The sequence below is a fragment of the Bradyrhizobium sp. UFLA05-109 genome (genome assembly GCF_054185165.1).
In genome coordinates this window covers 1-14,837 of the sequence record NZ_JBBIAR010000050.1, presented here as the reverse complement: position 1 = coordinate 14,837, position 14,837 = coordinate 1, and the positions used below count along the sequence as shown (strand labels likewise).

Below are 14,837 nucleotides of genomic sequence, written 5' to 3'. Positions count from 1 at the left end.
GGCAAAGGCGCTTGCGCCGTGCCCACCATCCATCCACGGAAACAGAAGCGGTGGGCACGCTTCGCTTTGCCCACCCTACGGCACTGAGCTAGTGGTTAAACCACCGCGAGCTTGCGGTCGATCGCCAGCAGCACGCGCTCGAGCTCATGGCCGCGACGCAGGATCAGACCGGTCGCCGAGATCACGCTGTACATGCCCTGCTTGCGGGCGAGCCGTGGGTCTTTCTCGATGCGATAGAGCGGCACTTCGGAGGCGCGGCGATAGACCGAGAACACGGCGCGGTCTTTCAGGAAGTCGATGGCATAGTCACGCCACTCGCCGTCGGCCACCATGCGGCCGTAGAGGTTGAGGATGCGATGCAATTCGAGCCGGTTGAACGTGACCCGGCCAGGCTGGGAACTCGCAGCGGCGCCTCGCGCCACTGCGCGCTGCTCGCTCGGATCGGCATCCTCCGACATCAGACTCATGGAGCGCCTCCTGTCGCTTCAAATGCATGACCGGCGGCCGCAAAAACCGTCCCGGCACCCCGGATCATGACAGTTGTATGATTGCGCCAACCGCGGCCGGCCGCAAGGGGCACCTACCCGCACGGCTCCAGATCGCATTGCAAATACACCTTCCGGCTGTGGAGCTCGGTCGCGGCATACCGTCACGCGATCGTTAGCAATAATCTTAGTCTCGCCGCTTTTCCGCCCAGCGCCTGCCGCCCTGCACTGCGAAAAGATTCGTGTGCGTTGGCCCGGTCCTTTCGGTTCCGGATTCCTCAGCCCCCAGCCCCCCGGGGTCGTCGGGATCGGGCCTGTTCGCACGAAGGAGGACCAACGCGAGTTGGTCCTTTTTTGTTTGTGTGGGGATGTTTCTGCCGACGCACTTCTCCCCGCCGAAGATTCGCTAAGGAGCCTGCGCAGCTAGCGTCTCGAAGGATCGAGCCCGAGTTGCCCGAGCGTGGGCCTGCAGGTTCTCGCCGCGATGCTAAGCATCGTCCGCTAGACGGCGCTGCGCGCCTCCTCACCATGAGGATCGAGAGCGGATACGTATCTGGTAGGGATGAGAGACTTTGATCCAGCGATCAATGCAGCGACGTGTACGCTGCGCCCAGCATCGGGCCCGGCTTCTCGCGGCTGCCATCCTGGACATAGACGACCGCGCCATCGACGCCGTCACGCGTGAGGTTCTCCAGCGGCACGGTCCAGCTTTCCGGAGCGCCGTTCCAGTCACCGACCTTCAGCAGGTTGCGCACCACGTTGTGGTAAGTGATCTGCTGCCCGCGATTTTCGCCGCGGCCGATCGAGATCGGCACCGCCTTGGTGATCGAGCAGATCCAGACCTCGCCATGCGAGACCGCTGCCTCCTTGCTCGCCGCCACTGAGACGTTGAGCTGCTTGCCTGCGAGCGACATCGACACCGGCACGCTCATCACCGTGTCGGCCTTGCTGGTCTTTGCGATCGCGCTTTCGATGCCGGCGCGGTCGCTACCGATGACATGCGCCGAGCCGTTGACCACCACCTGGGGCGTGTAGACCTCGCGGTCGCCGCGCATCCGCGAATAGGCGCGCTGCCGCGCCGAGAACCGTGAATCCGCCAGCGTGTCCTTCCAGCCGAGATAATCCCAGTAGTCGATCGGCATGCTCAGCGCGATGATCGAGGGATCGTTGGAAAGCTCGCCGATGATCTTGTCGGCGGGCGGACAGGACGAGCAGCCCTGCGAGGTGAAGAGCTCGACGACCGCGCGGGGATCGGCGTGGGCGGGACGGATGACCGCGATGATTGCGCAGACACCAAGTGCACTTGACCAGATCGCACCTGACCAGATCGCACCGGACCATCGCGAAATCAGATTAGAGGCCATCATTGTCATGTTGAACGCCGCACACCTTGGCTGATGTCGAGGGGAAAACTTATCGCCGATTGGTCACCGTAGTCTTACGGACAAATCCTGCGCGTGCAGTGCGCTCCGCATCATCCGAGACGAAGATCTTTCGCCGGACGAGCCCATCTGGAACATACCGCAAACGAACAAAGGCGGCCTTTGATAGGCCGCCTTCGCTTAACGTTCTACTCACTTCGCAGTGAGCCATCGTTCACAAGTCCGCGCTTACGCCGCGAGTTTGCGCAGCACATAGTGCAGGATACCGCCGTTGCGATAGTAGTCGAGCTCGTCCAGCGTATCGATGCGGCAGAGCAGCGAAACGCGCTGCAGCGAGCCGTCGGCCGAGACGATCTCGGCGGTCAGCTTCTGGCGCGGCTTGAGGTCGCCGACGAGGCCGCGCAGCGTGACCTTCTCGTCGCCCTTCAGACCAAGCGACTGCCAGGAAGTGCCTTCCTCGAAGGTCAGCGGCAGCACGCCCATGCCGACCAGGTTGGAACGATGGATACGCTCGAAGCTCTGGCAGACCACGGCGCGAACACCGAGCAGACGCGTGCCCTTCGCCGCCCAGTCGCGCGAGGAGCCGTTGCCGTACTCGGCGCCGGCGAACACGACCAGCGGCACGTTCTCCTGCTGATACCTCATCGCGGCGTCATAGATCGACATCTGCTCGCCGTCGGGCCAGTGCTTGGTGAGACCGCCTTCCGGAATGTTGCCGTCGGCGCCCTTGAGCATGAAGTTCTTGATGCGAATGTTGGCGAAGGTGCCGCGCATCATCACTTCATGATTGCCGCGCCGCGTGCCGTACTGGTTGAAGTCGGCGGGGCGCACCTGGTGTTCGCTGAGATACTTGCCGGCCGGAGAGGTCAGCTTGATCGAGCCTGCCGGGGAGATGTGGTCGGTGGTGATCTTGTCGCCGAACATGGCGAGGATGCGCGCCTCGACGATATCGGTGACCGGCTCCGGCTCCTTCTTCATGCCTTCGAAGTAGGGCGGGTTCTGGACATAGGTCGAGCTCATGTTCCAGCGATAGGTCTCGCTCTCGACCGTCTTGATCTTGCGCCAGTTGGTGTCGCCCTTGAACACGTCGGCATACTTCTTCTTGAAGATCGACGCGGTCACGAATTTCTTCATGAAGGCGTTGATCTCCTTCGTCGTCGGCCAGATGTCCTTGAGGTACACCGGCTTGCCGTCCTTGCCTTCGCCGAGCGGCTCGGTGGCGAGGTTCTTCGTCACGCTGCCCGCGAGCGCGTGGGCGACGACCAGCGGCGGCGAGGCGAGATAGTTCGCCTGCACGTCCGGCGAGACGCGGCCTTCGAAGTTGCGGTTGCCGGAGAGCACGGCGGCCGCGACGATGCCGTTGTCGTTGATCGACTTCGAGATCTCTTCCGGCAGCGGACCGGAATTGCCGATACAGGTGGTGCAGCCGAAGCCGACCAGGTTGAAGCCGACCTTGTCGAGATCGGCCTGCAGGCCCGAGTTGGCGAGATATTCGGCGACGACCTGGCTGCCCGGCGCGAGCGAGGTCTTCACCCAGGGTTTTGCCTTCAGGCCCTTCTTGGCCGCATTGCGTGCCAGCAGACCCGCGCCGATCAGCACGCTCGGATTTGAGGTGTTGGTGCAGGAGGTGATCGCCGCGATCACGACGTCGCCATGACCGAGCTCGAAGTTCTTGCCCTCGACCGCATAGCGCTTCTCGGCGTCATCGCCCTTCTTGTACTCGTTGGCCATCGCCAGCGAGAAGCCTTCCGACACGGAGGGCAGCGCGATGCGGCCTTCGGGACGCTTCGGTCCGGCCATTGAGGGGACGACGTCGCCGAGATCGAGCGTCAGCGTCTCCGTGAACACCGGATCCGCCGACTTGGCGGTCCGGAACAGGCCCTGCGCCTTGGCATAGGCCTGCACCAGCGCAACGCGCGGTGCCGCGCGGCCCGAGGTCTTGAGGTAATCGATCGCGGCGGCATCGACCGGGAAGAAGCCGCAGGTCGCGCCGTATTCGGGCGCCATGTTGCCGATCGTGGCCTTGTCCGCGACCGAGAGGTTATCGAGACCGGGACCGAAGAATTCGACGAACTTGCCGACGACGCCGAGCTTGCGCAGCATCTGCGTGACCGTCAGCACGAGATCGGTCGCGGTGACGCCTTCCTTCAGCGAGCCTTTCAGCTTGAAGCCGACCACGTTCGGCAGCAGCATCGACAGCGGCTGGCCGAGCATGCAGGCTTCCGCCTCGATGCCGCCGACGCCCCAGCCGAGCACGGCGAGGCCGTTGACCATGGTGGTGTGGGAATCGGTGCCGACCAGCGAATCGGGATAGGCGACCTCGAACGTGCCGGTCTTCTTGCCGACCGTCATCTTCTCCTTCTTGGTCCAGACGGTCTGGGCCAGATATTCGAGATTGACCTGGTGGCAGATGCCGGTGCCGGGCGGGACGACGGAGAAATTCGAGAACGCCTTCTGGCCCCACTTCAGGAACTCGTAACGCTCCTGATTCTGCTTGTATTCCTCGGTGACGTTCTTGGCGAAAGCCTTGTTGTCGCCGAAGAAGTTCACGATGACCGAATGGTCGATGACGAGATCGACCGGCACCAGCGGATTGATCTTCTCGGCATCGCCGCCGAGCTTCTGCATCGCGTTGCGCATCGCGGCGAGGTCGACCACGGCCGGAACGCCGGTGAAGTCTTGCATCAAGACGCGCGCCGGGCGGAAGGCGATCTCATGCTCCAGCGACTTCTTGCGCAGCCATTTGGATACCGCGACGATGTCCTCTTTCTTGACCGAACGGCCATCCTCGTTACGCAGCAGGTTCTCAAGCAGGACCTTCATCGAATAGGGGAGCTTCGAAATCCCCTTCAGACCATTCTTCTCGGCAGTCGGCAGGCTGTAATAGACATAGGTCTTGGCGCCGACCTTGAGGGTCTTTTTGCATTTGAAGCTGTCGAGCGAGGTCATGTAGGAAATCCCAATTGTTAGTTATACCCGGCACAGGGTACTTTAACACCGTCAGCAAATCCGGCTGGGTCGCTTGCAGGAGCGAGTGGAGTGCTGCATCAAGTTCCGGGCTTATAGAAGCTTTCTAACCGCACCGCCACAAGGACGATCGTGCCGCGGCAATCCGGGAGCCACAAATTCTGATGCGCTACCCCAAGATTTTCTGAAGGTGGGCTCTTCTTGAAGATGTCGGTGGGGGCCCGCTCGAGAGCGTGGATGTAAGAGGCGACATGCAGCTCTCAGGGCGTGGCATCAGATGCGTGCGGGGTGGCCGCGAGGTGTTTGCCGACCTCGATTTTGTGGTCGCCTCTGGCGAGGCGCTCGCGGTCGTGGGACGCAACGGCTCCGGCAAGACCTCGCTGCTGCGGCTGATCGCGGGGCTGCTGGTTCCGGCCGGGGGCAAGATCGAGCTCTCCGGCGGCGATGCCGAGCTGAGCTTGGCCGAGCAATGCCACTATCTGGGCCACCGCGACGCGCTGAAGCCGGCGCTTAGCGTGGCGGAAAACCTCTCATTCTGGGCCGATTTTCTGGGCGGCGAGCGCTTCGACGGGGCCGAGAGCCTGTCAACCGTCGGCCTCGACCACGCCACCCATCTGCCGGCCGCTTTCCTCTCCGCCGGCCAGCGCCGCCGCCTGTCGCTCGCCCGCCTGCTGACGGTCCGCCGCCCGGTCTGGCTGCTGGACGAACCGACCACCGCGCTCGACGTCGCTGGCCAGGACATGTTCTGCGGGTTGATGCGACAGCACCTCGAGCGCGGGGGAATGATCATCGCCGCCACCCACATGCCGCTGGGGATCGGCTCGCAGGAGCTGCGGATCGGGGGTGCGGCGTGAGATACGACCAGCCTCAGCTTTCCTGCTCGCGCTCCGACTGCTTCCTGTCTTCTTCGAGGCCGGGCTCCACTCTCTCCGTTGCCTCCCCCCTTGCGGGGGACGGTCAGGGAGGGGGGTGCCGCACGGCAGGGCGTTTCGGTTCTGGTGTTGGGGAGGCAGGGACCCTGCTGCTGGCGGTCCGCTCTCAACAAGCATCCCTCCCGGGGCTACCCCCCTCCCCCGCCTTCCCCCACAAGGGGGGAGGGAGCGCACCGGCCGGGGGGCTGGAGCGAGATGCCCATCGGCACACAATCGGGGACACCCCATGACCGCCCTCTCCGCCCTGATTCGTCGCGACGTCCGGATTGCGCTGCGCGTTGGCGGCGGGGCGCTCATCGGGGTGCTGTTTTTCCTGACCGTCGTGGTGCTGATGCCGTTTGCGGTGGGGCCGGATCTGGCGCTGTTGTCGCGGCTGGGGCCGGCAATCCTGTGGCTGGGCGCGCTGCTGGCGAGCCTGCTCACCCTCGACCGTCTCTTCATGGCCGACCATGAGGATGGCTCGCTCGACCTGATCACGATGAGCCGGACGCCACTGGAACTCGCCTGCGCCGCCAAGGCGCTGGCGCATTGGCTGGCCGCCGGCCTGCCGCTGATCGTCGCAACCCCCGTGCTGGGGCTGCTGCTCAATCTCGACATGGTTGCAACCGGCGCGGTGGCCCTGACGCTGCTGGCGGGAACACCGGCGCTGACCTTCACCGGCATGATCGGCGCTGCGCTGGCGGTGACGCTACATCGCGGCGGTCTGTTGATGGCCGTTCTCGTGCTGCCGCTGTCGATTCCGGTGCTGATCTTCGGGGTCGCGGCCTCGCAGGCGGCGATCGTCGGACCAATGTCATTCGGCGCGCCATTTTCGATCCTGTGCGCGCTGTCGCTCGTCAGCCTGGTCATCGGCCCCTTTGCGGCCGCCGCAAGCCTCCGGCACGGACTCGACTGATCTTGACCCCGATCAACTTTCGCTTCGCACTTTCGTGCTGATTGCCTGCGGCCCCTCGCCATGATTATCAGGTGACCATGACACTGATCGACCTTGCCAACCCCTCGCGGTTCCTTGCGCTGACGGCGCGCGTGCTGCCGTGGCTTGCGGGGGCGACCCTGATTCTGCTCGCGCTGGGCCTCTATCAATCGGCGCTGGCGCCCGACGACTATCAGCAGGGTGCCACCGTGAAAATCATGTTCATCCACGTGCCAAATGCCTGGCTGTCGATGTTCGTCTGGGGCGTGATGAGCGTGGCATCGCTCGGCACGCTGGTGTGGCGGCATCCGCTCGCCGACGTCGCCGCGAAAGCGGCCGCGCCCATCGGCGCCGCCTTCACCTTCCTCGCGTTGCTGACCGGCTCGCTATGGGGCCGGCCGATGTGGGGCACCTATTGGGAATGGGACGCCCGGCTGACCTCGGTGCTGATCCTGTTCCTGATGTATCTCGGCCTGATGGCGCTGTGGCGCGCAGTGGACGATCCCTCGCGCGCGGCGCGTGCCGCAGCGGTGCTGACGCTGGTCGGCGCGATCAACCTGCCGATCATCAAGTTCTCGGTCGACTGGTGGAACACGCTACACCAGCCAGCCTCGGTGATGCGCATGGGCGGTTCGACGCTCGACAAATCGTTCCTGATTCCGCTGCTCGTGATGGCGGTCGCGTTCACGCTTTTATTCGTCACGCTGCATCTGGCGGCAATGCGCAACGAGATATTGCGCCGCCGCGTCCGCTCCCTGCAAATGATGCAGGCGAGCCGCATAGCGTTTTCGAGCGAGTTGAGCGCCAGTTCGCGTGAAGAAAAAAAAGAAGCTGGGGCCGCATAACATGTCGCTCGGCCCGTACGCGTCCTTCATCGTGACGTCCTATCTCGCGGTAGCCATCGTGGTGGCGATCCTGATCGGCTGGATCATGATCGATTATCGCAACCAGGCAGCGCGTCTGCGTGAGCTGGACAGAAGCGGCGTCACCCGCCGCTCGGGCCGCAGCGCGACGGAGCTGCGATGAGCGAGCACTCGGATGTGTATAAGAGACAGTTCATGGGCAAGGTCAGCCTGGTCAACGTCTGGGCATCCTGGTGCGTGCCCTGTCACGACGAGGCGCCGCTCTTGACAGAGCTAGCCAAGGACAAGCGCTTCCAGCTCGTCGGCATCAACTACAAGGATACGCCCGACAATGCGCGGCGCTTCCTCGGCCGCTACGGCAATCCATTCGGCGTCGTCGGCACTGATACCAACGGCCGCGCCTCGATCGAATGGGGCGTCTACGGCGTGCCCGAGACCTTCGTCGTCGGACGCGAAGGCAAGATCGTCTACAAGCTGGTCGGACCGATCACGCCGGAGAATCTGCAAACGGTGCTGCTGCCGCAGATCGAGAAGGCGTTGAAGGTGGGAAGCTGACGCGTCATCGGTGCCAGCCCGCATACCGCCGTCATGCCCCGGCTTGACCGGGACATCCAGTACGCCGCGGCTTATCGCTTCATCACGGACGTCTCGGAGTACTGGATCGCCGATCAAGTCGGGCGATGACAGTCGAGTGTACGGCGTGCGCTTCAATCCACGTCGTGGAGAGACATCACCCCTTCCGCACATCTCCTGCTTCGGCCTCGCTCGCTTCCAGCGACACCGGTGCGATGTGATAGCGCTTGGTCAGCGGCATCTGCGCGATGGCAAAGATCATCGTCAGCGGCGTCACGCCGAAAACCTTGAAGTTGACCCAGAAGTCCGTGGTCTGGGTGCGCCAGACGATTTCGTTGAGTACCGCCATGCCGGCGAAGAACAGCGCCCAGCGGAAGGTCAGGATGCGCCAGCCCTGTGGCGTCAGGTTGAACATCTGATCGAACATGATGGCGATGAAGGAGCGACCGAACAGCAGCCCGCCGCCGAGCACCGCTGCGAACAGGCCGTAGATGATGGTCGGCTTGACCTTGATGAAGGTCTCGTCGTGCAGCACCAGCGTCAGCGTGCCGAACACCAGCACGATCGCGCCGGTGACCAGCGCCATGATCGGCACGTGGCGCGTCACCATATAGGAGGCGATTATCGCCGCGACGATCGCGACCATGAAGGCGCCGGTCGCGGCGAACAGATTGAACCTCGAATTCACGAAGAAAAACACGAGCAGCGGGCCGAGCTCGGTTGCCAGCTTGAACAGCGGATGCGGCTGGGACTTGTCCATTTCAACTCTCAATTCCGGCGATCGCGCGGGCGAAATCGCGCGCGGTGAACGGCGCGAGATCGTCGACGCCTTCGCCGACGCCGATGAAATGCACCGGCAGTTTGAATTTCTCGGCAAGCGCCACCAGAATGCCGCCGCGCGCGGTGCCGTCGAGCTTCGTCATCACCAGGCCCGTAACACCGGCCGTGCGGTGGAATGCCTCGACCTGTGACAGCGCGTTCTGGCCTACGGTGGCATCCAGGACCAGCAGCACTGCATGCGGCGCCGAGGCATCGACCTTGCGGATCACGCGCACGACCTTTTCGAGCTCGTTCATCAGCTCGGACTTGTTCTGCAAGCGGCCTGCGGTATCGATCAGGAGCACGTCGATCGCCTGCTCCTTCGCGGCCGTCAGCGCATTGAAGGCGAGGCTTGCCGAATCCGAGCCTTGCGCGCCCGATATGACCGGCGTCCTGGTGCGCTCGCCCCAGACCTTGAGCTGCTCGATTGCGGCTGCGCGAAACGTGTCGCCGGCCGCCAGCATCACCTTGCGGCCTTCGGAGGCGAATTTCGCGGACAGCTTGCCGATGGTCGTGGTCTTACCGGAGCCGTTGACGCCGACCACGAGGATGACGAAGGGCTTTTTCGCTGCATCGATCTCGAGCGCCCTGGCGACCGGAACCAGCACCTTCTCGACCTCGGTGGCGACGACGTCCTTCACCTCGTCCGCCGAGATCGCCTTGTCATAGCGCCCCGCACCGACCGCGTCCGCGATGCGCACCGAAACCTCGGTGCCGAGGTCGGCGCGCAGCAGCACGTCCTCGATGTCGTCGAGCATGACGCGGTCGAGCTTGCGCTTGGTGACGAGGTCGGCGACCGCGGTCCCGAGCGAGGCCGACGTGCGCTTCAGCCCGTTGGACAGGCGGCGCCACCAGCTCAGTTTGGGGGTGTCAGTGGTATCGTTCATGGTGGCGTGTTAGCCGTTCCGGCTCCTAAACGAAAGTCTTCAACGAAAGTCCTGATATTGCTCGATGTTCCCGAACTGACATCAGACGAAATCATGGCGCGCGTGCTTCACCGCGACGGGTTGATGCTGGTGATCGACAAGCCGGCCGGCCTTCCCGTGCATCGCGGCCCGAAGGGCGGAGCGAACCTGGAAGCCTCGTTCGATGCGCTGCGATTCGGCCTGCCACGACCGCCGGTGCTCGCCCACCGGCTGGACAAGGACACTTCCGGCTGCCTCGTGCTTGGGCGCCATCGCAAGGCGACCGCTTCGCTCGGCCTGCTGTTCAAGCACGGCAAGATCGGCAAGACCTATTGGGCCGTGGTCGAGGGCGGGCCGGCCGAGGACGAAGGCACCATTGACCTGCCGCTCGGCCGCCTCAATGCCGAGCGCGGCTGGTGGCAGAAGCCGGACCCGGAAGGCCAGAAGGCGATCACCAACTGGAAGGTGATGGGCCGGGGCGAGGGCCTGACCTGGGTCGCCATGGAACCGGTTACCGGCCGCACCCATCAATTGCGGGTGCATTGCGCGGCGCAGGGCTGGCCGATCGTCGGCGACAACATCTACGGCAATGGCCCGCGCTTCGGCGAGCCACGGCTGCATCTGCATTCGCGCGAAATCGTGGTCCCGATCTCCCGCAACAAGGAGCCAGTGCGCGTGGTCGCACCGGCGCCGCCGCACATACAGGACCGGCTCAGGACCTGCGGCTGGAACGGGGAATAGCGCCGCTGTCGTTCACCTCTCCCGCTTGCGGGAGAGGTCGCGCCAAAGGCGCGGGTGAGGGCTTTCTCCTCTTGGGGGTTCTCGGTTGCGGAAACACCCTTCCCCAGCCCTCTCCCGCAAGCGGGAGAGGGAGCGTTAGTTCCTCCGCGGCGGCCTCTCGCTGAAGCACCGCGCCGCCACCTTCTCGATGGTTTACGAAACGTTCAGTGCTCGCCTCTAATGATAACGGTTGCTTAGAACAAGCTTCTTCGAACCGGCTCAGGACGAGCAACGCTTCATGCCGCAGGCCCAGCCATCGATCATCGCCGAAGTCGAGGGTGCGATTCGCGCCGGCTCGGACGAGAAGCGCCTGGAAACGGCGCGGCGCGTCACCGACCTGTTCCTGTCCTCCGCCGGCAGCTTCAATGACGAGCAGATCGCACTGTTCGACGACGTGCTCGGGCGGCTGATCAAGACCATCGAGCTGCGCTCGATCGCCGACATGGGCGCGCGCGTCGCGCTCGCCGAGATCAGCGCGCAGCTTGCACCGATCGCGCAAGCGCCGCCATCGGTAATCCGCCGCCTTGCCGGCAATGACGAGATCAGGATCGCCGGCCCGGTGCTTCAGGAATCGGCGCGCCTCGACGAGGCCGAATTGCTCAACATTGCGGCCACCAAGGGCGAGCAGCATCTGCTCGCGGTCGCCGGACGCTGGTGGCTGAAGGAAATCGTCACCGACGCGCTGCTGGCGCGCCGCTATCCGAGCGTCAGCCGGCGGCTTGCCGCCAATCCCGGTGCCCGGCTGTCCGCGAGCGGCTTTGCCGTCATCGTCGGACAGGCCGAACAGGACCCCGAACTGACCGTGAGCGTGGGCGTGCGCGTCGATCTGCCCTCGGACCTGCGCCGAGAGCTGCTGCGCTCGGCGACGGACGCGGTTCGCACGCGCCTGTTGTCGCGCGCCCCGCCGCATCTGTTCGAGGAGATCCAGAACGCAATCGCAAGCGTCGCCACCGGCGTCGATCGCGAGATGTCGGGGATCCGTGATTTCGTTGGCGCCAAGCGCGCTGTCGCAAAGCTCAAGGAAACCGGCCAGCTCAACGAGGCAACGCTGCGCGGCTTTGCCCTGCAGCGGCGCTATGAGGAAACCGTCGCTGCGCTCGCAGCATTGTCCGAGTCCACCGTCGAGGTCATCCGGCCCCTGATGCAGAGCCTGCGCGATGACGGCCTGCTGGTGCCCTGCCGCGCGGCGCTGCTGAGCTGGGAAACGACCAGCGCCGTGCTGGAAAGCCGCTACGCCACCGGCACGATGAAGCCCGCCGACCTCGCCAAGGCCAAAGGCCATTTCGCGAGGATGACGCCGGAAAACGCAAGGCGCACGCTCAGGTTCTGGCAGGTGCGGGCGTCGTAAGCGAACAAGGGGCGCGCGCTATCGCCAAACTCACGGTGTCATCACCCGAAAGCGGGTGATCCAGTATTCCAGCGACAGTGGTGGGATACGGAGGAACTGCGGCGTACTGGGTCGCCCGGTCCCGTCTCCGCCAAGGCTTCGACGAGGCTCGCGAACTCAGGCCCGCCGAAGCTTCAGCGAAGGCGGCAAGCCGGGGGACGACAGCGATCATGTGGTGAGCCGCTCGCCATCCTCACCGCCAATCCTGAGCGGCACGACGCTTCCCACCTCTGCCCGCGCGACCACTACCGGCAGATAATGCTCCGTGCGGCCCTGGCCGTCGCTTTCGATCAGCACCTCGCGGGTCGCGCCGACCTCAGCCTGTAGCCGGCGCTGCAATGCCGCTTCGCCGGCCGCACGCAGGCGTTTCGCGCGATCCTTGATGGCCACGCCCGCGACCTGCGGCATCCGCGCGGCCGGGGTGCCGGGGCGCGGCGAATAGGGGAAGACGTGCAGGAAGGTAAGACCGCATTCCTCGACGAGATCGCGCGAGCGCGCAAACATCTCTTCCGTCTCGGTCGGAAAGCCCGCGATGATGTCGGCGCCGAGCGCGATGTCGGGCCGCAGGCGGCGCACCTGCTCGCAGAATGCAATTGCGTCCGAGCGCGAATGCCGCCGCTTCATCCGCTTCAAAATCATGTCGTCGCCGGATTGCAGCGACAGATGCAGATGCGGCATCAGCCGCGCATCGTCGGCGATGGCGTCGAGCAGGTCGCTATCTGCCTCGATCGAATCGATCGATGAGATGCGCAGGCGCTTCAGCTCCGGCACATGCCGCAAGATCTGCTTCGTCAACATGCCGAGCTTTGGCGCGCCCGGCAGGTCGGCGCCGTAGCTCGTGAGGTCGACGCCGGTCAGCACGATCTCGGCATGGCCGCGCTCGGCTAGCGCGCGCACCTGCTCGACCACCGCGCCCATCGGCACCGAGCGCGAATTGCCGCGGCCGAACGGGATGATGCAGAAGGTGCAGCGATGATCGCAGCCGTTCTGCACCTGCACGAAGACCCGCGGCAGACCGCTCGCAAAGCCGTCGATCAGATGCGGCGCCATAGCCTTCACCGCCATGATGTCGCTGACCGCGATCTTGTCATTCGCGCCGATATCGAACGCGGCACGCGCCTCGCGCCAGGCCATGGCGTGCATCTTGTCGTCATTGCCGACGACGCGATCGACCTCGGCCATATCAGCGAACATCTCGCTTTGCGTCTGCGCCGCGCAGCCGGTAACGACGATGCGCGCACTGGGCCGCTCGCGCTTCAATTTGCGGATCGACTGCCGCGCCTGCGCCACCGCCTCATTGGTGACCGCACAGCTATTGATGACGATGGTGTCCGAGAGCCCCGCCCCCTCCGCCTCGCGGCGGATCACCTCGGCCTCGAAGGCGTTGAGGCGGCAGCCGAAGGTCAGGACCTCGACGCCCATCAGGCGACCGAGGCGAACAGCGCCGGATCGAAATTGCCTTCATATTCGAAGGTCGCCGTGCCCGTCATCAGCACGTGATCGTCGCGCTCGCGCCATTCGATGCCGAGCTTGCCGCCGGGCAGCGTGATCTCGACGCTGCGGTTGGCGCGCTTCAACCGCGCCGCGGCCACTGCCGTCGCGCAAGCCGCCGACCCGCAAGCCTTGGTGAGGCCCGCACCGCGCTCCCAGGTGCGGATCGTGATGTGATCGCGATCGACGATGTGGGCGAGCGTGATGTTGGCGCGCTCGGGGAAGATCGGATGGTTTTCGAGCAGCGGACCAAAACGTCCGAGGTCATAGGCGTTGACGTCGTCGACCCAGAAGACCGCGTGCGGGTTGCCCATGCTCACCGCGGACGGCGAATGCAGGATCGGCTTGTCGATCGGCCCGATCTGCAACTCGATGTAACGGGTGTCGCGAAACTCCTCCGCCAGCGGAATGTCCTGCCAGCCGAATTTCGGTGCGCCCATATCGACGGTATAGAGATCGGGGGTAGATCCCTGCCAGCAGTTCAAAAGCCCCGCGGCGGTCTCGAACGTCGCGGCGGTCTGCCCGGTCTTTTCAAAAATACGCCGCACCACGCAGCGCATGCCATTACCGCAGGCGCCGGCCTCCGAGCCGTCATTGTTGTAGATGCGAATGAAGGCCTCGGTGCCGTCGAGCCGCGGCTTCTGGAGCACCATGAGCTGGTCGTAGGGCACGCCCTTCGCGGAGGCGACCGCGCGCGCGTCATCCGGCGTGACCGAGGCGGCCGAATCCCGCATGTCGACAACGACGATCTCGTTGCCGATGCCGTTCATCTTGGCAAATGCGTGATTGGCGAGCGCGCTCATGAAATGTCCTGAATTTCGCCTGCCTTATATGGCGATCATGGCACGGTTGGCCAGTCATTTGCAGCGTGTGCCCTATGACGCATCTGTCATGGGACGAATTTGGGCCATGCGTGTTAGATAGGCGCGTTCGCGCGAACCGGGACGCGCACTTGGTACAAGAAATGCGGGCAAGAGCTTACTTGCCTTGGGGAGACACGTAATGACGAGCTTTTTCCGTCCGTTTTTGGCCGCGGTGATCCCGGCAGCCGCCATTACCCTCTGCCTCTCCGGCGCGTTCGCGCAATCGCCGACCCCGGCACCGGCAGCCTCCGTGAACCCCACGCCGGCTCCGTCGGCCTCGCCCTCCCCGGCCGCCAGCGCATCGCCCTCACCTGCGACGTCCCCATCGCCGGCTCCGGCGGCCAGCGCCTCCCCCTCGGCCCGGACTCGAGTCGCCATGCGGCGATAGCCCTCCATGTACCTGCGTACCCCAGCGAGACGGACTTCCCTGTCGTCGCTCAACGGCAGCTCCGAGATCGCAGCCGCTGCGTATTCGTG

14 protein-coding genes and 1 pseudogene are annotated in these 14,837 nt (G+C 64.6%); 7 read left to right on the top strand and 8 right to left on the bottom strand.

Annotated features, from left to right (window positions below; all coding sequences use genetic code 11):
- Positions 1–95: 95 nt before the first annotated feature.
- The 3 genes from Q3C01_RS30555 to acnA all read right to left on the bottom strand — a co-directional run bounded on the left by Q3C01_RS30555 (position 96) and on the right by acnA (position 4,816).
- Positions 96–467: a DUF2794 domain-containing protein gene (locus Q3C01_RS30555; RefSeq protein WP_458149006.1), complete on the bottom strand. Its 372-nt coding sequence runs from the start codon at positions 465–467 to the stop codon at positions 96–98.
- Positions 468–1,069: 602 nt separating this feature from the next.
- Entirely contained in the window at positions 1,070–1,858 is a 789-nt protein-coding gene (locus tag Q3C01_RS30550) for a DUF1223 domain-containing protein (RefSeq protein WP_458149005.1), read from the bottom strand.
- Positions 1,859–2,095: 237 nt separating this feature from the next.
- Positions 2,096–4,816, bottom strand: a complete 2,721-nt coding sequence (gene acnA, locus Q3C01_RS30545) for an aconitate hydratase AcnA (RefSeq protein WP_458149004.1) — start codon at positions 4,814–4,816, stop codon at positions 2,096–2,098.
- A 269-nt stretch (positions 4,817–5,085) separates the two neighbouring features.
- Here acnA and ccmA point away from each other — a divergent pair, with 269 nt between their 5' ends.
- The 5 genes and pseudogenes from ccmA to Q3C01_RS30520 form a co-directional block, all read left to right on the top strand.
- Positions 5,086–5,688 carry a heme ABC exporter ATP-binding protein CcmA gene (gene ccmA, locus Q3C01_RS30540; RefSeq protein ID WP_458149003.1) on the top strand — a complete coding sequence of 201 codons (603 nt, stop codon included), beginning with the start codon at positions 5,086–5,088 and terminating at the stop codon, positions 5,686–5,688.
- A gap of 304 nt (positions 5,689–5,992) precedes the next feature.
- Positions 5,993–6,661 carry a heme exporter protein CcmB gene (gene ccmB / locus Q3C01_RS30535; protein ID WP_458149002.1) on the top strand — a complete coding sequence of 223 codons (669 nt, stop codon included), beginning with the start codon at positions 5,993–5,995 and terminating at the stop codon, positions 6,659–6,661.
- Between the two features lie 77 nt (positions 6,662–6,738).
- Positions 6,739–7,524 carry a heme ABC transporter permease gene (locus Q3C01_RS30530; protein WP_458149001.1) on the top strand — a complete coding sequence of 262 codons (786 nt, stop codon included), beginning with the start codon at positions 6,739–6,741 and terminating at the stop codon, positions 7,522–7,524.
- Between the two features lies 1 nt (position 7,525).
- Positions 7,526–7,705 carry a heme exporter protein CcmD gene (ccmD, locus tag Q3C01_RS30525; protein ID WP_458149000.1) on the top strand — a complete coding sequence of 60 codons (180 nt, stop codon included), beginning with the start codon at positions 7,526–7,528 and terminating at the stop codon, positions 7,703–7,705.
- Positions 7,669–8,097 (top strand): annotated as a pseudogene (locus Q3C01_RS30520) (DsbE family thiol:disulfide interchange protein); the annotation flags it as partial. The gene ccmD and the pseudogene Q3C01_RS30520, both read left to right, overlap by 37 nt.
- Positions 8,098–8,272: 175 nt before the next feature.
- On the opposite strand, the gene Q3C01_RS30515 reads toward Q3C01_RS30520, so the two are convergent.
- Together Q3C01_RS30515 and ftsY are read right to left on the bottom strand one after the other, a co-directional pair.
- On the bottom strand, positions 8,273–8,875 hold the full coding sequence (locus Q3C01_RS30515) for a septation protein A (protein WP_458148999.1): 603 nt from the start codon (positions 8,873–8,875) through the stop codon (positions 8,273–8,275).
- Position 8,876: 1 nt separating this feature from the next.
- Complete coding sequence (gene ftsY / locus Q3C01_RS30510) at positions 8,877–9,821, bottom strand: signal recognition particle-docking protein FtsY (RefSeq protein WP_458148998.1); 945 nt, start codon at positions 9,819–9,821, stop codon at positions 8,877–8,879.
- 93 nt (positions 9,822–9,914) lie between these two features.
- On the opposite strand from ftsY, the gene Q3C01_RS30505 reads away from it, so the two are divergent.
- Complete coding sequence (locus Q3C01_RS30505) at positions 9,915–10,580, top strand: RluA family pseudouridine synthase (RefSeq protein WP_458148997.1); 666 nt, start codon at positions 9,915–9,917, stop codon at positions 10,578–10,580.
- Between the two features lie 277 nt (positions 10,581–10,857).
- A complete protein-coding gene (locus Q3C01_RS30500; protein WP_458148996.1) occupies positions 10,858–11,967 on the top strand; it encodes a DUF2336 domain-containing protein in 1,110 nt (369 codons plus the stop codon).
- Positions 11,968–12,174: 207 nt separating this feature from the next.
- Here Q3C01_RS30500 and mtaB read toward each other — a convergent pair whose 3' ends face one another.
- The 3 genes from mtaB to Q3C01_RS30485 all read right to left on the bottom strand — a co-directional run.
- Positions 12,175–13,428, bottom strand: a complete 1,254-nt coding sequence (gene mtaB / locus Q3C01_RS30495; RefSeq protein WP_458148995.1) for a tRNA (N(6)-L-threonylcarbamoyladenosine(37)-C(2))-methylthiotransferase MtaB — start codon at positions 13,426–13,428, stop codon at positions 12,175–12,177.
- Entirely contained in the window at positions 13,428–14,300 is an 873-nt protein-coding gene (gene dapF, locus Q3C01_RS30490; protein WP_458148994.1) for a diaminopimelate epimerase, read from the bottom strand. The genes mtaB and dapF overlap by 1 nt, the downstream gene beginning before the upstream one ends.
- Before the next feature lie 72 nt (positions 14,301–14,372).
- Positions 14,373–14,837: hypothetical protein (locus tag Q3C01_RS30485; protein ID WP_458148993.1), on the bottom strand; the 465-nt coding region annotated here is incomplete at its 5' end.

Bases quoted from the DNA above. Each gene is read 5' to 3' on its own strand.
- Q3C01_RS30555 (WP_458149006.1), bottom strand. From the start codon at position 467: ATGAGTCTGATGTCGGAGGATGCCGATCCGAGCGAGCAGCGCGCAGTG.
- Q3C01_RS30550 (WP_458149005.1), bottom strand. From the start codon at position 1,858: ATGACAATGATGGCCTCTAATCTGATTTCGCGATGGTCCGGTGCGATC.
- acnA (WP_458149004.1), bottom strand. From the start codon at position 4,816: ATGACCTCGCTCGACAGCTTCAAATGCAAAAAGACCCTCAAGGTCGGC.
- ccmA (WP_458149003.1), top strand. From the start codon at position 5,086: ATGCAGCTCTCAGGGCGTGGCATCAGATGCGTGCGGGGTGGCCGCGAG.
- ccmB (WP_458149002.1), top strand. From the start codon at position 5,993: ATGACCGCCCTCTCCGCCCTGATTCGTCGCGACGTCCGGATTGCGCTG.
- Q3C01_RS30530 (WP_458149001.1), top strand. From the start codon at position 6,739: ATGACACTGATCGACCTTGCCAACCCCTCGCGGTTCCTTGCGCTGACG.
- ccmD (WP_458149000.1), top strand. From the start codon at position 7,526: ATGTCGCTCGGCCCGTACGCGTCCTTCATCGTGACGTCCTATCTCGCG.
- Q3C01_RS30515 (WP_458148999.1), bottom strand. From the start codon at position 8,875: ATGGACAAGTCCCAGCCGCATCCGCTGTTCAAGCTGGCAACCGAGCTC.
- ftsY (WP_458148998.1), bottom strand. From the start codon at position 9,821: ATGAACGATACCACTGACACCCCCAAACTGAGCTGGTGGCGCCGCCTG.
- Q3C01_RS30505 (WP_458148997.1), top strand. From the start codon at position 9,915: ATGGCGCGCGTGCTTCACCGCGACGGGTTGATGCTGGTGATCGACAAG.
- Q3C01_RS30500 (WP_458148996.1), top strand. From the start codon at position 10,858: ATGCCGCAGGCCCAGCCATCGATCATCGCCGAAGTCGAGGGTGCGATT.
- mtaB (WP_458148995.1), bottom strand. From the start codon at position 13,428: ATGGGCGTCGAGGTCCTGACCTTCGGCTGCCGCCTCAACGCCTTCGAG.
- dapF (WP_458148994.1), bottom strand. From the start codon at position 14,300: ATGAGCGCGCTCGCCAATCACGCATTTGCCAAGATGAACGGCATCGGC.